Origin of the sequence: Rhodococcus sp. BP22, assembly GCF_014281965.1 — a bacterium.
In the GTDB taxonomy this organism is placed as follows: Bacteria; Actinomycetota; Actinomycetes; order Mycobacteriales; family Mycobacteriaceae; genus Rhodococcoides.
Window position 1 is genome coordinate 518,912 of the sequence record NZ_JACFTB010000001.1, and the last position, 22,915, is coordinate 541,826.

23 protein-coding genes are annotated in these 22,915 nt (G+C 62.2%); 1 reads left to right on the forward strand and 22 read right to left on the reverse strand.

Features of this window, described 5'->3' with window-relative positions; all coding sequences use genetic code 11:
• The first annotated feature begins 6 nt into the window (after positions 1–6).
• On the forward strand, positions 7–978 hold the full coding sequence (locus H2510_RS02420) for a serine hydrolase (RefSeq protein WP_186626765.1): 972 nt from the start codon (positions 7–9) through the stop codon (positions 976–978).
• Between the two features lie 10 nt (positions 979–988).
• On the opposite strand, the gene trmD is transcribed toward H2510_RS02420, so the two are convergent.
• The 22 genes from trmD to rsmD form a co-directional block, all read right to left on the reverse strand.
• Positions 989–1,669: a tRNA (guanosine(37)-N1)-methyltransferase TrmD gene (gene trmD, locus H2510_RS02425; RefSeq protein ID WP_186626766.1), complete on the reverse strand. Its 681-nt coding sequence runs from the start codon at positions 1,667–1,669 to the stop codon at positions 989–991.
• Between the two features lie 4 nt (positions 1,670–1,673).
• Entirely contained in the window at positions 1,674–2,207 is a 534-nt protein-coding gene (gene rimM / locus H2510_RS02430; RefSeq protein WP_186626767.1) for a ribosome maturation factor RimM, read from the reverse strand.
• 11 nt (positions 2,208–2,218) lie between these two features.
• Entirely contained in the window at positions 2,219–2,461 is a 243-nt protein-coding gene (locus H2510_RS02435) for an RNA-binding protein (RefSeq protein WP_027496687.1), read from the reverse strand.
• Positions 2,458–2,949, reverse strand: a complete 492-nt coding sequence (gene rpsP / locus H2510_RS02440; protein WP_186626768.1) for a 30S ribosomal protein S16 — start codon at positions 2,947–2,949, stop codon at positions 2,458–2,460. Before rpsP ends, H2510_RS02435 begins: the two co-directional genes overlap by 4 nt.
• A 128-nt stretch (positions 2,950–3,077) precedes the next feature.
• Entirely contained in the window at positions 3,078–3,908 is an 831-nt protein-coding gene (locus H2510_RS02445; protein ID WP_186626769.1) for a CPBP family intramembrane glutamic endopeptidase, read from the reverse strand.
• Positions 3,905–4,987: an amidohydrolase family protein gene (locus H2510_RS02450; RefSeq protein WP_186626770.1), complete on the reverse strand. Its 1,083-nt coding sequence runs from the start codon at positions 4,985–4,987 to the stop codon at positions 3,905–3,907. The genes H2510_RS02445 and H2510_RS02450 overlap by 4 nt, the downstream gene beginning before the upstream one ends.
• Positions 4,988–4,993: 6 nt before the next feature.
• Positions 4,994–6,550: a signal recognition particle protein gene (ffh, locus tag H2510_RS02455; RefSeq protein ID WP_186626771.1), complete on the reverse strand. Its 1,557-nt coding sequence runs from the start codon at positions 6,548–6,550 to the stop codon at positions 4,994–4,996.
• A 136-nt stretch (positions 6,551–6,686) separates the two neighbouring features.
• On the reverse strand, positions 6,687–7,502 hold the full coding sequence (locus tag H2510_RS02460; RefSeq protein WP_186626772.1) for a M23 family metallopeptidase: 816 nt from the start codon (positions 7,500–7,502) through the stop codon (positions 6,687–6,689).
• Between the two features lie 184 nt (positions 7,503–7,686).
• Positions 7,687–10,215, reverse strand: coding sequence for a [protein-PII] uridylyltransferase (locus tag H2510_RS02465; protein ID WP_186626773.1), 2,529 nt, complete (start codon positions 10,213–10,215; stop codon positions 7,687–7,689).
• Positions 10,205–10,543 (reverse strand): P-II family nitrogen regulator, encoded by a 339-nt coding sequence (locus H2510_RS02470; RefSeq protein WP_019664269.1) that lies wholly within the window; start codon positions 10,541–10,543, stop codon positions 10,205–10,207. Before H2510_RS02470 ends, H2510_RS02465 begins: the two co-directional genes overlap by 11 nt.
• A gap of 74 nt (positions 10,544–10,617) precedes the next feature.
• Positions 10,618–11,877, reverse strand: a complete 1,260-nt coding sequence (locus H2510_RS02475; protein WP_186627118.1) for an ammonium transporter — start codon at positions 11,875–11,877, stop codon at positions 10,618–10,620.
• A gap of 282 nt (positions 11,878–12,159) precedes the next feature.
• Complete coding sequence (gene ftsY / locus H2510_RS02480; RefSeq protein WP_186626774.1) at positions 12,160–13,548, reverse strand: signal recognition particle-docking protein FtsY; 1,389 nt, start codon at positions 13,546–13,548, stop codon at positions 12,160–12,162.
• 76 nt (positions 13,549–13,624) lie between these two features.
• Complete coding sequence (smc, locus tag H2510_RS02485; protein ID WP_186626775.1) at positions 13,625–17,353, reverse strand: chromosome segregation protein SMC; 3,729 nt, start codon at positions 17,351–17,353, stop codon at positions 13,625–13,627.
• Between the two features lie 75 nt (positions 17,354–17,428).
• A complete protein-coding gene (locus H2510_RS02490) occupies positions 17,429–17,713 on the reverse strand; it encodes an acylphosphatase (RefSeq protein WP_186626776.1) in 285 nt (94 codons plus the stop codon).
• 76 nt (positions 17,714–17,789) lie between these two features.
• Positions 17,790–18,218 carry an OsmC family protein gene (locus H2510_RS02495; RefSeq protein ID WP_186626777.1) on the reverse strand — a complete coding sequence of 143 codons (429 nt, stop codon included), beginning with the start codon at positions 18,216–18,218 and terminating at the stop codon, positions 17,790–17,792.
• Positions 18,219–18,256: 38 nt separating this feature from the next.
• The gene (gene mutM / locus H2510_RS02500; protein WP_186626778.1) at positions 18,257–19,123 is read right to left on the reverse strand and encodes a bifunctional DNA-formamidopyrimidine glycosylase/DNA-(apurinic or apyrimidinic site) lyase; all 867 of its coding nucleotides are present in this window, start codon (positions 19,121–19,123) and stop codon (positions 18,257–18,259) included.
• Between the two features lie 10 nt (positions 19,124–19,133).
• Positions 19,134–19,976, reverse strand: coding sequence for a ribonuclease III (rnc, locus tag H2510_RS02505; protein ID WP_186626779.1), 843 nt, complete (start codon positions 19,974–19,976; stop codon positions 19,134–19,136).
• Positions 19,977–19,986: 10 nt separating this feature from the next.
• Positions 19,987–20,169: a 50S ribosomal protein L32 gene (gene rpmF / locus H2510_RS02510; protein WP_084348580.1), complete on the reverse strand. Its 183-nt coding sequence runs from the start codon at positions 20,167–20,169 to the stop codon at positions 19,987–19,989.
• A 2-nt stretch (positions 20,170–20,171) separates the two neighbouring features.
• On the reverse strand, positions 20,172–20,780 hold the full coding sequence (locus H2510_RS02515) for a YceD family protein (RefSeq protein ID WP_397517311.1): 609 nt from the start codon (positions 20,778–20,780) through the stop codon (positions 20,172–20,174).
• A gap of 144 nt (positions 20,781–20,924) precedes the next feature.
• A complete protein-coding gene (locus H2510_RS02520) occupies positions 20,925–21,692 on the reverse strand; it encodes a DivIVA domain-containing protein (RefSeq protein WP_186627119.1) in 768 nt (255 codons plus the stop codon).
• A gap of 109 nt (positions 21,693–21,801) precedes the next feature.
• Positions 21,802–22,290 carry a pantetheine-phosphate adenylyltransferase gene (coaD, locus tag H2510_RS02525; RefSeq protein WP_186626781.1) on the reverse strand — a complete coding sequence of 163 codons (489 nt, stop codon included), beginning with the start codon at positions 22,288–22,290 and terminating at the stop codon, positions 21,802–21,804.
• A gap of 13 nt (positions 22,291–22,303) precedes the next feature.
• Entirely contained in the window at positions 22,304–22,861 is a 558-nt protein-coding gene (gene rsmD, locus H2510_RS02530; protein WP_186626782.1) for a 16S rRNA (guanine(966)-N(2))-methyltransferase RsmD, read from the reverse strand.
• Between the last annotated feature and the right edge of the window lie 54 nt (positions 22,862–22,915).

A 22,915-nucleotide genomic window follows, 5' to 3' on the forward strand; every position in this document is an offset into this window, starting at 1 on the left:
GAAGACATGTCCAGGCCGAAGCAAGTCCTGGCGGTATCGTTTACGGCCCTCATCACCGCGGTATCGATTCTTTCCACTGGGTGCAGTGCCCCCGACGACACCCCGGCCGCGCTCGCGATCGATACTTCCGAATCACCTTTTCCCGACACGGCCACCGTCGAAGACATGTCTATCGAGTCGCGTATCCCCGAAGCCGTGGCTTCGGCCCTCGGGCGTGGCGCGGAGGTCGATTTCGCTTTCCTCGATCGTGAGACCGGTGCGTACTTTGCCAGCGGCGATTCCGAACCGATCGAAACAGCGTCGGTATCCAAGCTGTTCATCGCCGACGAAGTTCTGCACGGGGCGGATGTAAGCCAGGTCCCGGTCGCCGAAGAAGACCTGGAGTCGTTGACGACTATGCTGGAGTCCTCGGACGACTTTGCCGCAAACAACTTGTGGGACAAGTACGGCGGGTCCGAGATCATCACGCGCGTGACCGAGCGCTACGGATTGACGGCGACCACACCGCCGTGGGATGACCTGTGGTGGAACACGATGTCGACCGCTGCCGACCTCGTTGCCTATTACACACGACTGCTCGACGGCGTCGGCGGACTCTCACCTGCATCGACCGCAACGATGATCGGGCTTCTTCGACAATCGGCTCCGGTGGCCACCGACGGGTATCACCAACATTTCGGAATTGTCGACGGCCTACCAGCCGAACCTGTTTACGCGGTCAAACAGGGGTGGATGTGCTGCATCGCCGATCGGTGGATCCATCTCTCGACGGGCACAGTAGGCACAGACAATCGCTACGTGGTGGCATTCGTTTCTCGCGAGGAGATTCACTACGAGGACGATATGGAACATTATCCGGACACCGCGGTCGTGGACGTCACCGACGACAGTAGCGCTCAGCACGCTCGCGACACGCTCACCGGCGTCGTGACGATGCTGTTTCCGGAAGGCACGATCGGCGGCCGGCCTGTCGCCTGACCCGAACAGTTCAGTCCGACAAGAGATCCGGGCGACGCTCGGTCGTACGTCGGAGGGACTGCTCCGCGCGCCACGCGGCGATCCGCGCATGGTCGCCGGAGAGGAGTACGTCGGGAACCTCGAGTCCACGCCAACTCACCGGCCTGGTGTAACTGGGGCCCTCGAGCAATCCATCGGAGAACGAATCTTGTTGGTGCGATTGCTGATTGCCGAGCACACCCGGCAGGAGCCGTACAACGGCCTCACTCATCACCAGGACTGCAGCCTCGCCGCCGATGAGGACGTAATCACCGATACTCACTTCTTCGACGCGAACTCTTCGAGCTGCGTCGTCGAAGACTCGCTGATCGATGCCTTCGTACCGGCCACAAGCGAACACCAGATGACGTTCTTCCGCCCACCGCTCGGCGGTGCGCTGTGTGAAGGGCACACCAGCAGGCGTCGGAACTACCAATAGTGAATCTTCTGCGAGTACGTCATCGAGGGCGTCACCCCAGACAGTGGATTTCATGACCATTCCTGGGCCACCACCGTAGGGCGAATCGTCGACGGCTTTGTGCACGTCGTGGGTCCACGACCTCAGATCGTGAACCCCCACCGAGACGAGCCCCTTGTCGATTGCCTTGCCCAGCAAAGCAGTTCGAAGGGGCGTCAGGTACTCGGGAAATATCGTGACGATATCGAGTTGCACCGCGCTACTCCGGATCCAGTAGACCCTCGGGCGGATCGATCACGACGACGCCGTCGGCAAGCGACACCGACGTCACGATCGCGGCAACGAACGGCACGAGTAACTCCGCGCGGCTGCCGTCGGCGGGGCGGATGGACAACAACTCCCCCGCCGCCGAGTGCAGCACCTCTCGGATCGTACCGATGACAGTACCGTCGGACAGACGGACCGACAGGCCCTCGAGCTCATGATCGTAGAATTCGTCGTCATCGTCCGACGAGGCCGGCAGATCCTTCGAATCGATGACGAACAGTGTGCCGCGAAGAGCGTCGGACACACTGCGGTCGTCGACGCCTTTCAAGCGCAGCAGAAGCCGCCCGGAGTGATCCCGAGCGGCTTCCACCGTGTATTCGGTTGTATCGGTCGATACTCGCGGCTTGCGCCCGTGCAGCACCGTTCCTACAGCAAAGCGTTCGTCCGGTTCGTCGGTGCGAACATCGACTACCACTTCACCTTTGACGCCATGCGACTTGGCGACACGACCGATTACCAGCTCCATTGCGAGATTACCTACTGATCGGTATCGACGACGTCGACGCGAATGCCGCGACCGCCGATTCCGGAGACCAAGGTACGCAACGCAGTTGCCGTCCGACCGCCGCGTCCTATGACCTTACCCAGATCGTCTGGGTGCACGTGGACTTCCACGGTGCGCCCACGACGTCCGGTGATCATTTCGACGCGTACGTCGTCAGGATTGGCGACGATGCCACGAACAAGATGTTCGACGGCGTCGGCGACAACGGCACTCACTTCTCAGCAGCCTCGGCGGCCGGAGCTTCTGCGGTCTCGGCCGCAGCTGAATCGTCGGCCTTGGCCGTCTCATCGGCCTTTGCAGCCTCGTCGGCCTTCGGAGCCTTCTTCTTCTTGGCGGTCGTAGCGTCGCCGAGCGGCTCGGCGTCGGCCTGAGCCAGAGCAGCGTTGAACAGGTCCAGCTTGGACGGCTTGGCCTCAGCGAAGCGTAGCGTGCCCTCGGTGCCCGGAAGGCCCTTGAACTTCTGCCAATCACCGGTGATCTTCAGCAGTGCTTCGACGGGCTCGGTCGGGACAGCGCCGACTCCGAGCCAGTACTGCGCGCGCTCGGAATCGATGTCGATGATGCTGGGGTCCTGCTTGGGCTCGTACTTGCCGATGGTCTCGATCGCACGGCCGTTGCGGCGAGTGCGAGAGTCAGCGATGACGACGCGGTAGTGCGGGGTGCGGATCTTGCCGATACGCATGAGCTTGATCTTGACAGCCATGAAAAATAGAGCCTTTCGAGTTGGTCACGCCGCAATTCTGCGGTGCGCTTGGGATGCGCACCCGGTTTTGCGATGGAGGTGTTGTGACCGCCGTGCGGTACGTAACCGGTGGACGGGCGAACAGCTGCCTATTCTGCCAGAGAGAGAATCGCCAGCGCCGGCAGGGTGTTGTTCACCGAGTGAGCGGTAGTGGATGCCACTACCGAACCAGTCCGCATTCGGGCGATGCCGATTGCGAATCCGCCCCAGACCAATACGAGAAAACGCCATCCTTCGCGATGCCACAGCGCGAACACGACTGCCGTGAACACCAGAACGACCCATCTGTTTCCCAACCAAGACATCCTCATCGGCGCTGCACGCCGTTCGAGCGCCCCCCACAGCATCCCCCGGAACATCACTTCCTCGCAGAACGGGGCGCCGATCCAGATCCACGCCACCAACGCGACTTTCCAGGGTGTGGGTATGCCGACCAGGTTGCCGAGCGGAGATCGATCCTCGAGATCGGTACGAGCCAAGACGAGCAGCGCGAGTAACAGACCACCTGCCAAGGCAGCGGCACCCCAGGCAATTCCTGATCGAACCTGAACTCCCCATTCGGAAAGCGAGGTCGGCAGGCCGAAGTCGACGACCGGGCCGTTCCCTCGGCGCGCGGTGATCACGAATGCAAGGCTCGCAGCCAGAACACTGGGAAGCATGATCGCCAGAACGTATGCGGGCGAGGAGTCGGTGTCGATCCACCACGGCAGAGCGAGAAAGCCCGCGAGGTTGAGGGCAAGTACCGCCGCTGCTGCTGGAATTCCCCACCTCTGGCCGCCTCGCCGTTTCGCAGCCAGCGACTCGGCCCGCCAGTAGCGATCGGAGTACCCGGTGCTCTGATGATGAACAGCGTTCATCGGGGCCATCCCGGCCCAACTCGGCGGAAGATTCTCGGGGTCGCTCGGACCCGGCCGGGTCATCTTCGTTCGATCGGCACACCACGAAGCACTACGACGTCGGGCGCCGACAGCACCTCCGGCCCCCTGCGTGGATCCGCCGTGTAGATCAGCAGATCGGCTGACGCTCCGTGTTCGAGGCCGGGATGCCCGAGCCAGGATCTGGCGTCCCAGCACGCAGCTCCCAGAGCTTCGGTCGCGGTCATTCCCACGCGTTCGAGTGCCTGCACCTCCTCGGCGATCCGTCCATGCCGAATAGATCCGCCTGCATCGGTCCCCGCGAAGATCGGTACACCGGCATCGTGCGCTCGACCGATCGTCGACGCCACTCGACCGTGTAGTTCCCGCATGTGTCGCGCGTAGACCGGATACTTGCTCGCCGAAGCGGCAATATCGGGAAACGTCTCGATATTGATCAGCGTGGGAACAAGGGCGGTTCCGTGCTCGACCATTTGCTCGATCGTTGCGTCCGTCAGCCCGGTGCCGTGCTCGATGCAGTCGATCCCGGCACCGATCAAGCCTGGCAACGCGTCCTCACCGAACACGTGCGCGGTGACTCGCGCACCTTCGGCGTGGGCTGCATCGATTGCCTTCTTCAGGATCGCCTCGTCCCACAGCGGTCTGAGGTCCCCGACGCTTCTGTCGATCCAGTCACCGACCAGCTTGACCCAACCGTCACCCGATCGCGCTTGCTGCGCAACAGCTTCCGGCAGTTGTGATTCGTCCTCGATATCGACGGCCAAACCCGGAATGTACCGCTTGGGCATGGCAATGTGCCGTCCAGCGCGAATTATCCGCGGCAGATCTTCGTACTCGTCGAGTTCTCTGGTGTCGATGGGCGATCCGGCATCACGAAGCAACAATGCTCCGACATCACGCTCGGTCTTCGCCTGCTCGACTGCACCGGGAAGGTCCTCGTGCCCGCCGCCGTACTTGATACCGACGTGACAGTGCGCGTCGACGAGACCGGGGAGAATCCAGCCGTCCTCGCACAGTGTCTGTGCACCCACCACCGGTTCCACCGAGACGAGGCCATCCACGATCCACAGTTCGATGAGTTCCTCGGACGGCAGCACCCGGCCCCGAACTCTGAATCCGACCATCTCGGTCTACTTCTTGGGCAGCTTCAGCTGGGACAGGTCGATACCTTCGAGGCCTGGCGGAATCTGATCGAGACCCTTGGGCATACCGGATAGATCGGGCATACCGGCGGGCATGCCACCCGGCATGCCCGGGAAACCGCCACGGATCTTCGGCTGGGTTGGGCCACGAGCACCCTTCTTGCCTTTTTTGCCCTTCTTGCTGCGAACCTGCTTGCGTGCGCCCGGCATCCCCATGCGACCTGCCATGGCCGACATCATTTTCCGCGCTTCGAAGAAGCGGTCGACGAGTTGGTTGACATCGGAAACCTTGACACCGGATCCGTTGGCAATACGCAGCCTGCGGGAAGCATTGATGATCTTCGGGTCGGTGCGCTCGAGTGGCGTCATGCCACGAATGATGGCCTGCACGCGGTCGAGTTGCTTCTCGTCTACATTGGCCAGTTCCTTCATCTGGCCGGCGCCGGGAAGCATGCCGAGCAAATTGCCGATCGGGCCCATTTTGCGAACGGCCATCATCTGTTCGAGGAAGTCGTCCAGCGTCAGCTGCCCCGACCCGATCTTGTTCGCGGTCGCTTCGGCCTGTTCCGCATCGAAATGCTGCTCTGCCTGCTCGATGAGGCTGAGAACGTCACCCATTCCGAGAATCCGACTGGCCATCCGGTCGGGGTGGAACACGTCGAAGTCTTCGAGCTTCTCACCCGTTGAAGCGAACATGATCGGGGCACCGGTCACCTCGCGCACACTCAGTGCAGCGCCGCCACGTGCATCTCCGTCGAGCTTCGTCAGCACGACACCGGTGAAACCGACACCGTCGCGGAAAGCTTGCGCCGTGCTCACGGCGTCCTGTCCGACCATCGCATCGAGGACGAAGAGGGTTTCGTCCGGCTGGACCGCGTCTCGGATGCCCGCGGCCTGATTCATCAGTTCGGTATCGATTCCGAGCCGGCCCGCCGTATCGACGATGACAATGTCGTACTGCTTGGTCCGGGCCTCGGCAACGCCTGCACGAGCAACCTCGACAGGATCGGCTGCGGAGACCCCCAGCGCGTTCTCACCGCCTCCGATGGACGTGCCCGGGTGCGGGGCGAAGACAGTCGCGCCGGCGCGTTCTCCGACGATCTGAAGCTGAGTGACGGCGCCCGGACGCTGTAGATCGCAGGCGACCAGAAGAGGCGTGTGCCCCTGATCCTTCAACCATTTGGCGAGCTTGCCGGCAAGAGTGGTCTTACCGGAGCCCTGCAGGCCTGCCAGCATGACGACCGTCGGCGGTGTCTTCGCGAAGGTAAGTCGGCGGGTCTCGCCGCCGAGAATCCCGACGAGTTCTTCGTTGACGATCTTGACGACCTGCTGGGCAGGATTGAGCGCACCGGAAACCTCGGCACCCTTGGCTCGCGTCTTGATTCGCGTGATGAACTCGCGCACCACTGGAAGCGCTACGTCGGCTTCGAGCAGGGCAAGTCGAATTTCGCGGGCGGTGGCATCGATATCGGCAGGCGACAGACGCCCCTTGCCACGCAGGTCTTTGAGGGTCCCGGTCAACCTGTCGGAAAGGGATTCGAACACCGATTGCACTCCTGAGCCGATTGCGAATGGGGCCTGAACGTCGTGTAGAGCAGGCTCCACACTAGCGCCACGTACTACAACACGTCGTCGGCGAGGGTTCTACAGCGCTGTGCACGCCGAAAAACGGGCTTCGAGATCAGGCGTTGAGTGCTGGGTCGGTCCACGTGACCGCGACTCCGCGCATGGAGAGCCACTCGGCGGGGTCGACCTTGACGCCACTCGGATCGTGGACCTCGAAATGCAGGTGCGGGCCGGTGGATTCGCCGCGGTTACCCACCGTTGCGATCTGTTGGCCTGCCGTCACATGCTGTCCGGGGGTCACCGAATAGTCGTTGACATGCCCGTAGACGGTCTCGGTGCCGTCGTCGTGCAGCACCTTTACCCACAGACCGAAACCGGAGGCCGGTCCCGCTGCAGTCACCTGGCCGTCGGTAGCGGCCAAAATCGGTGTTCCGATCGGAGCAGCGATATCCAGACCACCGTGGTGCGCACCCCAACGGGACCCGAATGACGATGTGAGAACCCCAGATACGGGCTGCACAGCCCGCTCTTTGATGGGCTGGAGACCCCTGATCAAATCTTGGGCTGCAGCTCCGACGTCAGGAATCCCGAAGGCCTGCAGGTTCGACGTGTCCGGAAGCTGAAGACCTTGTGGGAGCGCGATGTTCTCCGGGAGCTCGATACCCGCCGGCAACTCGAAGCCTCCGGGGAGAAGATTCTGCGGAATCTCGAACGGCAACCCGGCCGTCGGAGCTTCCGGCGCAGGGGCAGCGGCGGCGGTACCCGCCCCCAGCTGTGCAGCTCCCGCGACGATCGCGCCGGTCGCCAGCACGATCGTCGCGGCCCGCAGTCCTGCTTCGTTCTTCTCTACTTGTGCTCTGTGCCGCCCGCGCGGTGCATCGATATCCATCTCGATCGGAACGTACATGTTCGACCGCCGGTGGGATCCCACAGTTAATACCTCATCAGTCGTCGGCGTGCATGAATCTCGAGCGTCGTAAAACGACCGGAAGTCGTACTTTCATTCGATGGCGTGAAATATAACAAATTGATCTCGCCCGCACAGACCGTAACCGAATCTTTATGAAATATCACTACTCTCTGGAGGATTCGGCTCTGACCACCCGAAGCAGCGTTCAGGTGCCCTCCGGCTTCACCGTCTGTTTCGGTGGTTCGGGGGCCGGAACTACGGCGAGCACGGCCCGCTCGATCTCTTCGCGAATATCCCGGCTGTCCGCTCCGGCCAGATCGATGCAGAACGCATCGATGACCGACGTTCCCAATGTCGTCACTCTCGCCCAGCGGACGTGGGCACCGCAGCGTTCGAGCGCGCTGGCCAGTCGACAAAGCAAGCCCAGTCGATCCTCGGCGCGCAATTCGAGGACCACCTGACCAGGCTCGGTTCCGTCGAACCACAGGACTCTCGGGGGCGCCTGCGCATACAGAACCGGAACTGCCGCATCGATTTCGCCGTCCAGGTTCACCGGACGAGCATCACGTTCCTTCGCGTCGAGCATGCCGAGCAGGTCGAGCTCCCCGGACTGCGCGCGAATAATTTCCTGACGCAGCAAACCGGCCTGAGGCGGTGAGCCGAACAATGGTGCGACCGCAAAAGAATTCACGGCCGTCCCCTCATGGCTACCGAGCGAAGCCGACAGCACTCGCAACGATTGCAGTGCCAAGACGCCGGCTGCGTCGGACAGCAAACCCGGACTGTCCGGAGCGATCACGGTGACCACGAACGTGTGCAAACCCTCGGTCGGCTGCAGATCGACGTGAACTCCTCCCTTCTGCGCCAAAGCGATGTGGGCGGGATCGAGCGGGTCAGCAGTCGGCAAGCTCTCCCCCGCCATGACCAAGCGACATCGCCGAACCAGTTCGCGGATGAGTGAGGCCTTCCAATCACCCCATACGCCAGGCCCTGTCGCCAACGAGTCTGCTTCGGCGAGAGCGTGCAGTAGCTCCAGAAGGACAGTGTCCGATCCGAGAGTCTGCACCACCTTCTCCACGGTGGCCGGGTCGTCGAGGTCGCGACGAGTTGCTGTGTCCGGAAGCAGCAGGTGATGGAGCACCATTTTCGACAGCAACGTGACGTCGGAAGGCCACAGCCCCAGCCGGTTCCCGATCTGTGTCGCGAGTTCAGCGCCGACCACACTGTGGTCTCCGCCCCTTCCCTTCCCGATGTCGTGGATCAAAGCTCCGAGGACGAGCAGGTCGGGTCGGGCCACACGTGTCGTCAAAGCACTTGCGTACGCTGCAGTTTCCACGAGATGCCGGTCGACCGTCCATGTGTGCACCGCATCGCGCGGCGGCAGATCACGAACGGCTCCCCATTCCGGAATCAGCCGACCCCATAGGCCGGTCCGATCGAGCGCCTCGATCGCGGCGATAGCTCGGCGTCCTGACCCCAGCAACACCAACAGGTCGTTGAACGCTTCCTTCGGCCACGGTTCGCGTAGCTCGGGTGCGCTTTCGGACAAGCGATTCAACGTCGACGCCGACATCGGCATTGCCGTCTGCGCGGAGGCAGCTGCAACCCGCATTATCAGCCCGGGATCCTTGTTCGGACGAGCGTCACGCGCGAGTACAACTTCACCGCCATGTTCGACGACACCCTCGTCGAGAGGGCGCCGAACCGGAACTCGCCGCAGGCGGGACAACCCCCGCCGAGGCAGGGAATTGCCGGCGGTACGAAGACCGACGTCCACCGAATAGCTGATGGTGCGAGCCGAATCACTGAGTACGCGAGCGAGATCGAATCTGTCGCCGATGCGCAATGCCGCGCCGATCTCGTCAGCGTCCTGCGCCCGAAGCTGATCTCGTGCTCGGCCTGCAACTCGGTGCAGTTCTGTGCGGACATCGAGCAAACGGCCATGTGCGAAGGCAAGTCCGCCGCCCGGTGACTCCGGCCCGAGCCCCGGCATCCCGTCGGTGAGTTGTGCAATGGACAGCGCATCGAGTAGCTGAACGTCGCGCAGCCCTCCGCGGCCACTCTTGAGTTCGGGCTCGGCACGATGGGCGATCTCGCCACTGCGGGCCCAACGAGACCGAGTTTGGGTGATCAACTCTTCGAAGCGAGAACGGATATTCGTCCGCCACTCTCGCCGGACTCCGCCGATCAGCAAATTGCTCAATTCGACATCGCCGGCAATGTGCCGCGCTTCGAGCATCCCGAGTACGGCAGTCAGATCCGACGCTGCGACCTGCAGAGCCTGCGGAACGGTACGGACGCTGTGATCGAGCTTGATGTGTGCGTCCCACAACGGATACCAGAGCTTGTCCGCCACATCGGCTACGAGTTCGGCCGGCATGTCGTCATGAAGAAGAATCAGATCGAGATCGGAATAGGGCAACATTTCGCGACGCGCCAATCCACCGACCGCAACGATTGCGAATCCGGAATCCGGTTTGATACCGAGCTCGGCGCCCTTGGTGGTCAACCAGAACTCGTGCAGATCGACCAAAGCTTGTCGGAGCGAGGGCGCGTCGAGACGACGGTTCCGGCTTCCGTCGTCGAGCAGCTGTTTTCTGGCTCGCGCCAGATCTGCGGCTGCATCACTGGTGCTCTTGGACACGGTGCCCTTCGAGACCGAAGGCCCCGACCCGGTAGCTTTCGCTCCAGATTCGGGGCCCCCTGCCCGCGACCCGTTGGGGTCAGAGCGCATCGGCACCACGTTCCCCGGTACGTACTCGGATGACCGAGTCGACCGGCGAAACCCATACTTTGCCGTCACCGATCTTGCCGGTACGTGCAGCTTCGACAATTACTTCCACGACCTTCTCCACCGCGGCGTCGTCGACGACGACCTCCACGCGTACCTTCGGAACGAAGTCGACGGAGTACTCGGCACCACGGTAAACCTCGGTGTGGCCCTTCTGACGTCCATAGCCCTGGACTTCACTGACCGTCATGCCCAGCACGCCGGCTTGTTCGAGGCCTGTCTTTACGTCCTCCAAGGTGAACGGTTTGACGATTGCCGTGATCAGCTTCATTTATGCTTCCCTTCACAAGCTCACGAATGCTCGGTTGTATTCGGAGCGACTTCTCGCCCCCTATCTTTACCCTGTCAAGCGAAGTCGTACGCAGTCTCAGCGTGCTCAGCTTCGTCGATACCCTTGGCCTCGCCTTCATCCGACACGCGCCAGCCGAGTGGCTTGAGCGCAAACGCGATGATCGCTGTGATGACACCGGTGAAGATCACAGCAGACAGAGCGATGACCGTCTGGACGACCAACTGCTTGTAGTCGCCACCGTAGAACAGCCCGGTCTCGGATCCGAAGAAGCCGATTCCGATCGTGCCCCACAGACCTGACACGAGGTGGACACCGACGACGTCGAGCGAGTCGTCGTAGCCGAACTTGAATTTGAGGCCGACGGCCAGAGCGGAGAGTACTCCGGCGACGACGCCGAGGAAGATCGATCCGATCGGGGTCAGGGCGCCTGCAGCGGGTGTGATGGCGACCAAGCCTGCGACGATGCCCGAAGCAGCACCGAGGCTGGTGGCATGGCCGTCACGGATACGTTCCACGACGAGCCAGCCTGCGATCGCAGCTGCCGCCGCAGTAGTCGTATTGACCCAGGCCAGCCCCGCGAACCCGTCAGCAGCAAAAGCGGAGCCTGCATTGAATCCGAACCAACCGAACCACAGCAGAGCCGCCCCGAGCATGACGAACGGGAGATTGTGCGGCCGGAAAGCAACTCGACCGAATCCTGCACGCTTACCGATGATGAGCGCCAGAATCAGACCGGCAATTCCTGCGTTGATGTGGACAACGGTGCCACCAGCGAAGTCGATCGGAGGGACAGACGCAACGAGCCCGCCGTCGCCGTCATCGGTCGTGCCGAAGATCTTCGCTGCGAAGCCGTTCTCCGAACCGGAGAGCAATCCGCCGCCCCACACCATGTGTGCGAGGGGGAAGTAAGCCAGAGTGACCCAGACGCCCGCGAACACCAGCCAGGTGCCGTACTTGACGCGTCCAGCGAGCGAACCGCTGATGAGTGCGACTGTGATGATCGCGAACGTCACCTGGAAGGCAATGTCGATAACGTTCGGGTAGCCCCAGGCGCCGGCAAGGAAGTTTCCGTCCGCATCGGTGATCGAATCCTTCAAACCGAAGAACTCGAAGGGGTTGGCGAACACCCCGCCGATGTTCTCGGTTCCGTACGACATCGACCATCCCCACAGGACGTAGACGAGTGCGACGACGAACATTGCCCCGAAAGACATCATCATCATGTTGAGTACGGACTTCTGCTGCGACATACCACCGTAGAAAAACGCCAGACCTGGCGTCATCAGCAGCACCAACGATGCTGCTGTCAGCATCCAGGCAGCATTGCCGGAGTTGGCCAACAATTCCTCGGGACTCACGTACACCCTCCTTCTCGTGCGCACCGGATGGTGCACCGTCTGAGAGAAGAGTGGTTTCACGAAGTTTCATCCAGGACACTCTGGTGTTTCACTCGTGTGAACGGATGGACCAGAACTGTTGCAATAATATTTCGTGCAGGCGTTTTGTAGTTTTCATCGAATTGCGAGGAACCGATAATTCGGCCGACTACTTACCGCCCGACGTACTCCGGACGGAGATCGGCCGAGCCGATCCGGTCAGCCGAGCAACGCGTCGACGAAGGCCTCGGGCTCGAAAGGAGCCAAATCGTCAGCGCCCTCCCCGAGTCCGACGAGCTTGACCGGCACTCCTAGTTCACGCTGCACCTGGAAGACGATGCCACCTTTGGCAGTGCCGTCGAGCTTGGTCAAGACCACCCCGGTGATGTCCACTACCTCGGCGAACACGCGTGCCTGCATCAGACCGTTCTGCCCCACGGTCGCGTCCAGGACCAGCAACACGTCGTCGACGTGCGCTCGCTTCTCGATTACGCGCTTGACCTTGCCGAGTTCGTCCATCAATCCGGACTTCGTATGGAGACGTCCGGCGGTGTCGACAACGACGACATCGACTCCCTGCTCGATACCTCGCGTCACTGCATCGAAGGCAACGGCAGCCGGATCGGCGCCGTCTTTTCCGCGCACGACGTCGGCACCCACACGCTCGGCCCACGTCTGCAATTGGTCCGCCGCAGCGGCACGGAACGTATCCGCAGCACCCAACAGGACTCGACGCCCGTCCGCAACGAGCACGCGGGCCAACTTGCCTGTCGTGGTCGTCTTGCCGGTCCCGTTCACACCGACGACAAGTAGAACAGCGGGTGTGCCCTCATGTGGCAGCGCTCTGATCGACCGATCGAACTCCGGGTGCAACTGCTTGATGAGAATCTCGCGCAGCAACGCTCGGGCGTCGGCCTCGGTGCGGATGCTGCGCGACGCCATCTGCTCACGCAGCGTGGTCATGATTTCGTTGGTCGTGGACGAACCGAGGTCTGCGATCAGCAGTGTGTCCTCGACTTCTTCCCACGAATCCTCATCGAGGTCGCCACCGCCGAGGATGCCCAACAAGCTCTTACCGATCGCGGACTGCGAGCGAGAGAGTCGACCGCGGAGGCGATCCAGCCGCCCATCGATAGGAGCAATCTCGTCGAGAACCGGCGCGACGGACACCGGATCGGAGCCTGGAACAGGCGCCGGCTCGGGTTCCGGGGACGGCTCGAGCTCTGCCGACGGCTCAGGTTCCAGGGAAGGCTCGGGCTCCGGGGAAGGCTGAGGTTCCAGGGAAGGCTCGGGCTCCGGGGACGGCTCAGGTTCCAGGGAAGGCTGAGGTTCCGGCGCGGCCACAGGCTTGGGCGCGGGTTTGGGTAGAGGCTCGGGCACGGGTTTCGGCGCAAGATCCGGCTCGGCAACCGCGCTTCCCTGGCTGAACGAGAATCCGCCACCGGCCTTGTATCCGCCCGACTTGTCCTTCTCGCCCTCCTCGATCTTCGGGGTCTCCGAAGAGGTGAGCGATATTCGCCGACGACGCGACACCACAAGCCCGACTACGAGCCCCACGGCCAGGATGGCCAGAACGGCCGCGACGATGATCCATGCTTCGCTACTCACGCGTCCATCCTGTCAGGAGCGTCTTCGCCACCCAACCGGCACCCTGGCGGGCAAGCGCACAGCACATCACTCGAACTCAGTTCGAGGACTCAGAGCCTTCCGGTACAGAAACCTCGGCTGCAGGCGCGGAATTTTCACGGACACCGTCATCTGGGACCGGTGATTCGAGGAGATCCGACTCGTTGCCATCGGGGGCCGTCACGCTGCCGATCGTCTCGACTCGGTTGCGGTTGAGGCGTTGCGAAATCACCGTCGTGATGCCGTCGCCGCGCATCGATACTCCGTACAGTGCATCGGCAACCTCCATCGTCGGCTTCTGGTGGGTGATGACGATCAGCTGCGACTTCTCGCGAAGTTGCTCGAACAACCCGATCAGACGTCGGAGGTTCGTATCGTCCAGTGCAGCTTCGACCTCGTCCATCACGTAGAACGGAGATGGTCGCGCTCGGAAAATGGCAACCAGCATCGCTACGGCCGTCAAGGACTTCTCGCCGCCGGACAGCAGGGACAGTCGCTTGACCTTTTTTCCTGGTGGGCGTGCTTCGACCTCGATACCTGTAGTGAGCATGTTCCCTGGTTCGGTGAGGATCAGTCTTCCCTCTCCCCCTGGGAACAACTTGGCGAACACCTGGGTGAACTCGCGTTCGACGTCGAACCACGCTTCGGTGAAGACCTGCAAGATTCTCTCGTCGACATCGGCGACCACCTCGAGCAGATCCTTGCGGGCGGACTTGACGTCCTCCAGTTGTGTGGAGAGGAAGTTGTATCGCTCTTCGAGCGCAGCGAATTCTTCGAGCGCGAGGGGGTTCACTTTCCCGAGGGTCGCCAAGTCCCGTTCGGCACGCTTCGCCCGCTTTTCCTGAGACACCCGATCGAACGGCATCGGGGCGGGTGCCACCACCTGTTCGCCGCGTTCCTTGGCGGCCTCGTACTCACTCATCTCGAGTTCCGTCGGTGGCAGGCTCACGTCCGGTCCGTATTCGGCGATCAGATCGTCGAGCCCGATACCGTGCTGTTCGAGGATCGTCGCCTCGAGCTGCTCGATTCTGAGCGCAGCCTGCGCGCGAGCAATTTCATCGCGGTGGACCGCGTCGGTGATCGACGCGAGCTGGGCCTGGAGAGCCCGAACCTGTTCTTTGACCCGGTCCAATTCTGCTGTAGCAGTGGCACGCTGGGCAGCAAGCTCGTCACGACGAGCGGCAGCGGCAGCGACGACGTCGGCGAGCCGTTCCGCCACGCGATCACCGGCGGACGCAACCGCCTGCGCGACCGCTGCCGCGTGTCGACGCCCGATCAACTCCCGTTCGGCCCGTGCTCGAGCCTCACGTTCGGCCCGGGCAGCTCGACGCATCGAGTCCGCGCGACCCCGGACGGACTGCGCCCGCTCCTCGGCTGTGCGGACATTCAGACGTGCGTCGACCTCGACCGATCGAACCTCGGACAATGCGGCGGCAGCCATCTCACGCGCCATGATCGATTCACCCGAATCGGATCCACTGTCGGTCCTCGCCTGCTCGTCCTCGGCCAGCCTGAGCCGCTCCTCGAGCTCCGCCAACGCGGTAAGAGCCTCCTCACGACCGGCTTCTGCTCGGTTTCGCTGCTCGGTCAACCGCGAGGATTCTGCGTGCGCCGATCGAGCGAGCTGACCGAGGCGACCGAGCTGCTCGTACACCGCTGCAATCGCGGCGTCGGACTCGTTGAGTGCGGCCAGCGCTTGTTCGGCGGATTCACGGCGATCGGCTTGCTCGGCGAGAGCTCCCGACAACGCGGCCTCGAGCTCGGCCGAATGTCGTTCTGCAGCAGCCAGTTCGACTGTCGAAATATCGATCGCCGACTGCACCTCGATGGTGCTCGGCCGCCTGTCCGAACCGCCCGTCACCCATCCTGTGTCGAGAAGATCCCCTGCCTTCGTCACTGTCCTGACTCCAGGTGACGACTGCACCAATGACGCGGCGTCGTCGAGAGATTCGACTACTACGATGCCGCCGAGCAACGCACTCATCGAACCGGAAAGCGCATCGGGGAACTGGATCACATCGAGCGCCCACCTCGCGCCATGCGGCAACTGGACGGTGCGAGGATTCGCGGAAGGCGCGACATCGCCGAAGACGACAGCTGCGCGCCCACCGTCCGCATCACGCAGTGCCAGAACAGCATCGAGTGCACTCGTGAACGATTCGGCGTGAGCGGCATCGGCCACGGGACCCAATGCGACCGCCACCGCCACCTCGAAGCCCGTTTCCACGCTGATGCGGTCGGCAAGTAACCCGGACAGGCCAGGCTGAGAGTTCTCGATGAGCCAACCGGCTCCGTCCTTGCGCTCGAGTCCCATCTTCAACGCTTCTATTCGAGCCTGATACGAGGCAACCTTCTTCCCTGCGACACGGTCCTCGTTCTGCAATTCGGTCACTCGCGCATCCGCGCTTCGGAGCGCCATCACGGCTCGCTCGTACTGCGTGTCGAGACTCAACTCGCTGGCGTCGAGCCCGCTTATCTGGTCCTGGACGCTTTCGAATTCCATCTGCGCGATGTCTCCGCGCTCACGAGCCTCGTCGATCGCCACCGACAGCCGAGCAACCTCTGCATCGGTGGAATCGGCCTTGGTTCGGTATGTATCGACCTGTCCGGAAAGCCGAGCGAATCCTTCTCGACGATCGGCGACCGCACGCACCGCAGCCATATGAGCTCGCTCCGCCTCGAAAGCCGCAGCCTCACGTTCGGCCAACTGTTCGCGGGCAGCTTCGAGAGATTCGCGTGCAATCTCGACGGCCTCGACGAGTTCCAATTCTTCTTCTGCGACGCGATCCGCCTGAGCTTCCAGTTCGTCCGGGTCTTGACCACGGCCCGTCGACGAAGCCGAATCGAGATGACGTGCACGCTCTTTCGCGATCCGGATGGTGGCGTTGACACGTTCGGCGAGTGCAGACAACTGAAACCAGGTTTGACCGGCGGCCTCCGCGCTCGGAGTCAACCGGGCAACCGACTGTTCGAGCTCTCCGAGTGCGACGTTGCCTGCCTCGAGCGTGTCCTGCACAGTCGCGTACTGCTCGCGGGCGGCAGCTTCGTCCTGAGTCTGGTTGGCAAACTCTGCACGGCGGCCGACCAAGTCGTCGGCCGCGATACGCAGCCGTGCGTCGCGAAGATCGGCTTGGACCGTCTGCGCTCGACGAGCGACCTCGGCTTGACGACCGAGAGGCTTGAGTTGACGTCGGAGCTCGGTGGTCAGGTCGGTCAATCGAGCCAGGTTCGCCTGCATAGCGTCGAGCTTGCGGACAGCCTTCTCTCTGCGCTTACGGTGTTTGAGAACGCCCGCGGCCTCTTCGATGAAGGCTCTTCGATCTTCCGGCCTGGATTCGAGGATCGCAGCGAGCCGCCCCTGCCCGACGATGACGTGCATTTCGCGGCCGATACCGGAGTCGCTGAGCAATTCCTGGACGTCCATCAGCCGACACGAGGCGCCGTTGATCTCGTATTCGCCTGCGCCATCACGAAACATTCTTCTGGTGATCGATACCTCGGAGTAGTCGATAGGCAACGCACCGTCGGAGTTGTCGATCGTGAGCGTCACTTCCGCACGCCCGAGCGGAGCACGTCCCGAGGTGCCCGCAAAAATGACGTCTTCCATCTTGCCGCCACGTAGAGCCTTCGCTCCTTGCTCCCCCATCACCCAGGTGAGAGCGTCCACGACGTTGGACTTCCCGGACCCATTAGGCCCGACGACGCAGGTAATACCCGGCTCGAATCGAAGAGTCGTCGCCGAAGCAAAGGACTTGAAGCCCTTGAGCGTCAGACTCTTGAGATGCATGGCGCTTCAGAGTACCGGGTGTACTTCACCTGCGCGTACGAGATCTGGAGCGTCACGGTCCGATGACGTCTCTCATCACCGCTCGACGAAACCGATGAGCCCACCACGCGGCCGATCCCAGCTCTCCACGACGAGGGTCACCACACCCGGTGTATCTCCCCCACGAAGCAGTTCGAGGAGGCGCTCGGCGCTTTCTCGTGCACCCTCGGCGATGACAAGCACTCGACCGTCCGCGCTGTTCGTCGCGTGGCCGACCAGTCCGAGCTCGAGGGCGCGCGAACGGGTCCACCACCGGAACCCGACGCCTTGCACCGAACCGTGCACCCACGCGGTCAACCGGATCTCACACGTAGAGGTCAACTTTCGGACCGTTCTGTCGGAACCGTGCAATAGAGGACGAGCGAGCCGATCGCCATCAACGTCGGGATCCCCATCGTCAGCCGTCCACGTCTATTTCGAGAGATACCTCAGCGCCGGCTTTCAGGGTTCGTCCGACGGTGCACACCTTGTCGATGGCGCGCTCGACGACGATCAGCAACCGCTGCTGCGCGTCGGGGTCGAGCTCGCTGAGATCGACGGCGAGTACCTCACGCAACTCCGGGTAGCGTTCGTTCTCACGATCGGCAGACCCCGACACCGTCACCTTCGAGTCGTAATTGTCACCGAGGCGGCGTGACAATGGGAGATCCGAACTCATCCCGGTGCATGCCGCGAGCGCGATCTTGAGCAACTCGCCAGGGGTGAAGACCCCGTCGACCGATTCCGAACCGATCAACACCTCGGCTCCTCGCGAGCTCATTCCGGTGTATCGACGCGTCCCCGTCCGTTCGACCCACAGTGCCGTCGGTGTGCTCTCATCAGCCATGAGAATCGATTCTAGGGTGACCGGCCGTCAGGGCAGCGTCAGGTCCGCGTATTTCGAGGTCGCGGCTGGCAGGTGGGACAGCTGTACGACGATCTGTTCATGAACTTCTCACGCCGGATCGGGCTGCCACAACGCGAACAAGGCAGCCCCTCTTGGCCGTACGCATCCAACGACCGATCGAAGTATCCCGATTCGCCGTTGACATTGACGTACAACGCGTCGAAGGATGTACCGCCTTGCGCGAGAGCCTCACCCATCACCGCGTGAACCGAGGTCAACAGTGTGCGTAGGACCGGCCTCGACAAGGTCTCTGCAATTCGATTGCCGTGAATCTTGGCGCGCCACAGTGCCTCGTCGGCGTAGATGTTTCCCACGCCCGACAGCACCGTTTGGTCGAGTATGGCGCGCTTGATCTCGGTGTGTTTGCCCCGCAAGACGTTCACGACGGATTCCGCATCGAACAACGGATCCACTGGGTCCCGTGCGATGTGTGCCACGGACTCGGGAACCACGGACCCGTCGACAGATTCGAGGTGCGCGATGGCCCAACCACCGAACGTTCGTTGATCGACGAAACGGAGTTCGGCTCCGTTGTCCAGACCCACACGGATGCGGAGGTGCTTCTCGGCGGGGACCGACGGTGGCTGCACGAGCATTTGGCCGCTCATTCCCAAGTGCACGACTATCGCGTCATCATGCGCATCGAGTGGCAGCCACAGATACTTGCCGCGACGCTCCGCAGACACGATACGACGGCCGCGTAGCTGAGCCTCCAGGTCCCGTGCACCAGCAAAGTGACGCCGGACCGCGCGCGGGTGCAGTACCTCCACCGATTCGATGATTGTGCTGACTACGTGCGATTCGAGGCCGAGGCGCACTACCTCGACCTCGGGTAACTCCGGCATCGAGTATCCGCTACTCCGCGCGCGGAGCGGTCGCGACGTCGGTGGCGGGCGAGTCGAGTGCGCCGGCGGTGTGCTCTACGGCGGGGGGCTCTACGGCTACAGAGCTCACGTTTCCGTCGGAGATGTCGTTCCAGGCAGTACTCGCTGCCTTCTGCTCGGCTTCCTTCTTGGATCGGCCGACACCTACGCCGAGTGGCCTACCGCTGACGACGACGGTCGCGGTGAATTCTTTGTCGTGGTCTGGACCGGTGGAGGAGATTTCGTATACGGGCACGCCAAGCGATTTCACAGCCGTCAGCTCCTGAAGACTGGTCTTCCAGTCCAGGCCGGCGCCCAAGCGTGGTGCTCGGTCCAGCAAACGTGCGAATAGGGTGAGAACGACGCGACGTGCAACCTCTATCCCATGCTGGAGGTGAATCGCGCCCAACAGGGACTCCATGCCATCGGCCAGAATGCTGGGCTTGTCACGACCACCGGTCTGTTCCTCGCCCTTGCCTAGCAGGAGATGACGGCCTAGGCCGCCTTCACCGAGTTCGCGTGCCACCTCGGCCAGAGCATGCATGTTCACGACGCTGGCACGAATCTTGGCCAACTCGCCTTCGGATTTCTCCGGATGTGCAGTGTAGAGCTCCTCGGTCACGGTCAAACCGAGAACCGAATCACCCAGGAATTCCAGCCGCTCGTTGGTCGGCAGACCACCACGCTCGTACGCGTACGACCGGTGGGTCAAGGCCAGAGTCAACAGGGGTTCAGCAAGTACGACGCCAAGAGCGGCGAGGAGCGACTCTCGGTCGTCCCCGCCGCTGTCGGCTGTCGAGCGGTTCAGGTGAGTAGAACTGCTCTTCGATGTCATGTGCTGAAGATCAGACAGCTGCTGCTACCTGTCGGCCCTTGTAGGTGCCACACGAGGGGCACGCAATGTGGGGCAGTGTCTTCTCGCCGCATCCACGGTTGGGGCACGTGACAAGCGTAGGCACTGTGGCCTTCCACTGTGCACGACGCGACCTCGTGTTGGAACGCGACATTTTACGCTTCGGGACAGCCACTTCTACTTCTCCTCGGCTTCGTTGTTCACAAGTTCGGTGCTCGATACTGGATCCACGCCAAATTTGGCTGCAAGTCCAGCCCAGCGAGGATCAACTATCTCATGATTATGTCCAGATTCCGCAATCGCCAGGTTGATGCCGCATTCCGAGCACAATCCTTGGCAGTTTTCACGGCAGAGAGGATGCAATGGAAGCTCCAATCCGACCGCATCCACGACGACTGGCTGTAGGTCTATCTGATCATCGACGACGCGATGAATCTCCTCCTCGTCGGTCGTGTCCTCAGTGACGCTGGACGGGTAGGCGAACAGATCGGTGAGGTACACATCCACCGCCCCTGAAACAGGCTCCAGGCACCGTGAGCACTCGCCCGAAGTGTCTGCGCGGACGGTGCCTGTCACCAGCACACCCTCCGATACCGCTTCGAGGCGAAGATCGAGATCGACCGGTGACCCCTTTTCGATGGCGATTGCATCGAGGCCGATTCGCGTGGGCGCGACAATCGTCCGCTGGACCTCCGTCATCGACCCGGGCCGACGGCTCAGGTTGTCGATATCCAGCACGAATCCCGTGCCTGCTTCGGCACGAGGGGTATTACGACGGGTAGACACAGTAATCTTCCTGCTCAGACGATTGATTCGATCACCTTGGAGCTGTTGGACCAACCGCACCGACATGGCGCGCCGGACCAGAACAACCTTTGGGCAACCACACAACGGTACGCACAGACTCAGGCATGAGCAAATCTGGACGATCTACCTGCGCGGACGACGCCCCTCGCCGGACGGATCCGGGCCGTAGTCCGGGACACCCGATCCGGTACGCAACTGCTGGCGGCCTCGCCCTACAGAACGAATAGTGCCACTGAGGAACTCCTCGAACTCCGCCAGCTTGGTATCGACGTAGACGTCGCATTCACTGCGCATTCGGTCTGATTCGGCATGCGCAGCGTCGATGACGCGTGCCGATTCTGCGCGGGCGGCCTGCACGACCTCGGTTTGATCGACCAACCGCGCCTGCTCCTCGGCTCCGTCTGCGACCGAACGATCGTACGAGGCCTGACCCGACTCGATGAGACGCTCCGACTCCGACCGCGCCCGCGTCGTCAGCGTCTCGTACTCACGCCTTCCTGCTTCGACCGAACGCTCCGCGGTGTCGTTCGCATCGTCGACGAGTTGCTCGGCGTGAGCCTTCGCCTCGGCAACCATGCGATCGGCCTGTGATTTCGCATCGGCCAGTATTCGGTCTGCGGAATCGCGCGCATTCTCGACGGTGTCCTGGGCTTCGTTGTTGGCCGAGGTGACGGTTTTCTCTGCCGTCGCCCGAGCGTCCGTGACCAGTTTGTCCTTGTGATCGAGGACATCCTGCGCGTCGTCGAGTTCACCAGGAATCGAGTCGCGCACATCGTCGAGAAGTTCAAGGACATCGCCGCGAGGAACAACGCAGCCGGCCGTCATAGGGACACCGCGCGCCTCCTCGACAATGGCGACGAGTTCGTCGAGTGCCTCGAATACGCGGTACACCGGTAACCCCAATCGATAGAAACTACGAAGAAACGTGCGGAAAGTGCACTTCCAGTTTGCCTGGTAATTGCTGCCTGCGCGTCGCACTCGCCTCGGTGTGTCGCCCGATCTATTCTGCGGCGCGCTCGGCGATGCGGCTCAATAGTCTGGAGTGAACATTCTCGGGGACCATTCCTGCGACATCTCCACCGAAAGTAGCGACCTCTTTGACCAGTGAACTGGACAGGAAGCTGAACGATGGATTCGCGGGAATGAAAAGGGTGTCCACACCTGTCAATCGCTGGTTCATCTGGGCCATCTGAAGTTCGTAATCGAAATCGTTTGCTCCACGCAGACCCTTCACTATCGCAGTGAAGCCCTCCTGCTTCGCATAGTCGACGAGCAGGCCGTGCCACGAGGAGATCCGGACGTTCTTCAGATGGGCCGTCGCCTCGCCGAGAAGCTCGATGCGCTCGTCGACAGAGAACAGACCACGCTTGTTCTTGTTGATCATGACGGTGACGATGATCTCATCGAACTGCGCCGCAGCCCTGGTGATCACATCGATATGGCCATTGGTCACCGGGTCGAAGGATCCAGGACACACTGCTCCAGTCATGGCGCACACGCTATCACCGTGCCAGTCCGGCGATTTCGATTCGCGTCTCACCGTACTTCTTGACCTTCTCCGCCACCAAGCCTTCGGGCCAGGTGGTTTCCGCCGATCTGGACGAGCGTTCCAACACCACAAGGCTTTCCGGTGCCAACCAACCGTTCGTCAGAAGTTCGACGAGCATCTGCGCAACTGCGGAATCGGCGATGGCATAGGGAGGGTCGGCCAACACGAGGTCGTAAGGGCGGTCGGCCTGGCTCGCCAACACCGCGGAGACCGGCGCACATCGAACGGACGCACCGGGCAGCCCGATGCCGGCGGCGTTACCCCGAATCACCTCTGCCGCTCGCGCATCGGACTCCACCATCACGACAGTCGACGCACCACGTGAAAGTGCTTCCAATCCCAGAGCGCCCGACCCGGCATAGAGATCGAGCACGGCAGCGCCGTCGAGATCCAGACGCGAGTCCAACGAGCTGAACAACGCCTCGCGGACACGGTCCGATGTTGGACGCGTGCCGCGAGGCGGTACTTTCAGGGTTCGGCCTCCTGCGATGCCTGCCACGATCCGGGTCATCTACAGAAGGTTACTCAGGGTGGAGTTCCTCTTTGCCGCAGTGTTCACCGGACC

What these genes read in the sequence shown, in the direction of transcription:
- H2510_RS02420 (WP_186626765.1), top strand. Translation starts at nt 7, where the DNA reads ATGTCCAGGCCGAAGCAAGTCCTGGCGGTATCGTTTACGGCCCTCATC.
- rimM (WP_186626767.1), bottom strand. Translation starts at nt 2,207, where the DNA reads ATGGAGCTGGTAATCGGTCGTGTCGCCAAGTCGCATGGCGTCAAAGGT.
- rpsP (WP_186626768.1), bottom strand. Translation starts at nt 2,949, where the DNA reads ATGGCTGTCAAGATCAAGCTCATGCGTATCGGCAAGATCCGCACCCCG.
- H2510_RS02445 (WP_186626769.1), bottom strand. Translation starts at nt 3,908, where the DNA reads ATGACCCGGCCGGGTCCGAGCGACCCCGAGAATCTTCCGCCGAGTTGG.
- H2510_RS02450 (WP_186626770.1), bottom strand. Translation starts at nt 4,987, where the DNA reads ATGGTCGGATTCAGAGTTCGGGGCCGGGTGCTGCCGTCCGAGGAACTC.
- H2510_RS02465 (WP_186626773.1), bottom strand. Translation starts at nt 10,215, where the DNA reads ATGCGCTCTGACCCCAACGGGTCGCGGGCAGGGGGCCCCGAATCTGGA.
- H2510_RS02470 (WP_019664269.1), bottom strand. Translation starts at nt 10,543, where the DNA reads ATGAAGCTGATCACGGCAATCGTCAAACCGTTCACCTTGGAGGACGTA.
- H2510_RS02475 (WP_186627118.1), bottom strand. Translation starts at nt 11,877, where the DNA reads ATGCTGACAGCAGCATCGTTGGTGCTGCTGATGACGCCAGGTCTGGCG.
- smc (WP_186626775.1), bottom strand. Translation starts at nt 17,353, where the DNA reads ATGCATCTCAAGAGTCTGACGCTCAAGGGCTTCAAGTCCTTTGCTTCG.
- H2510_RS02495 (WP_186626777.1), bottom strand. Translation starts at nt 18,218, where the DNA reads ATGGCTGATGAGAGCACACCGACGGCACTGTGGGTCGAACGGACGGGG.
- mutM (WP_186626778.1), bottom strand. Translation starts at nt 19,123, where the DNA reads ATGCCGGAGTTACCCGAGGTCGAGGTAGTGCGCCTCGGCCTCGAATCG.
- rnc (WP_186626779.1), bottom strand. Translation starts at nt 19,976, where the DNA reads ATGACATCGAAGAGCAGTTCTACTCACCTGAACCGCTCGACAGCCGAC.
- coaD (WP_186626781.1), bottom strand. Translation starts at nt 22,290, where the DNA reads ATGACTGGAGCAGTGTGTCCTGGATCCTTCGACCCGGTGACCAATGGC.
- rsmD (WP_186626782.1), bottom strand. Translation starts at nt 22,861, where the DNA reads ATGACCCGGATCGTGGCAGGCATCGCAGGAGGCCGAACCCTGAAAGTA.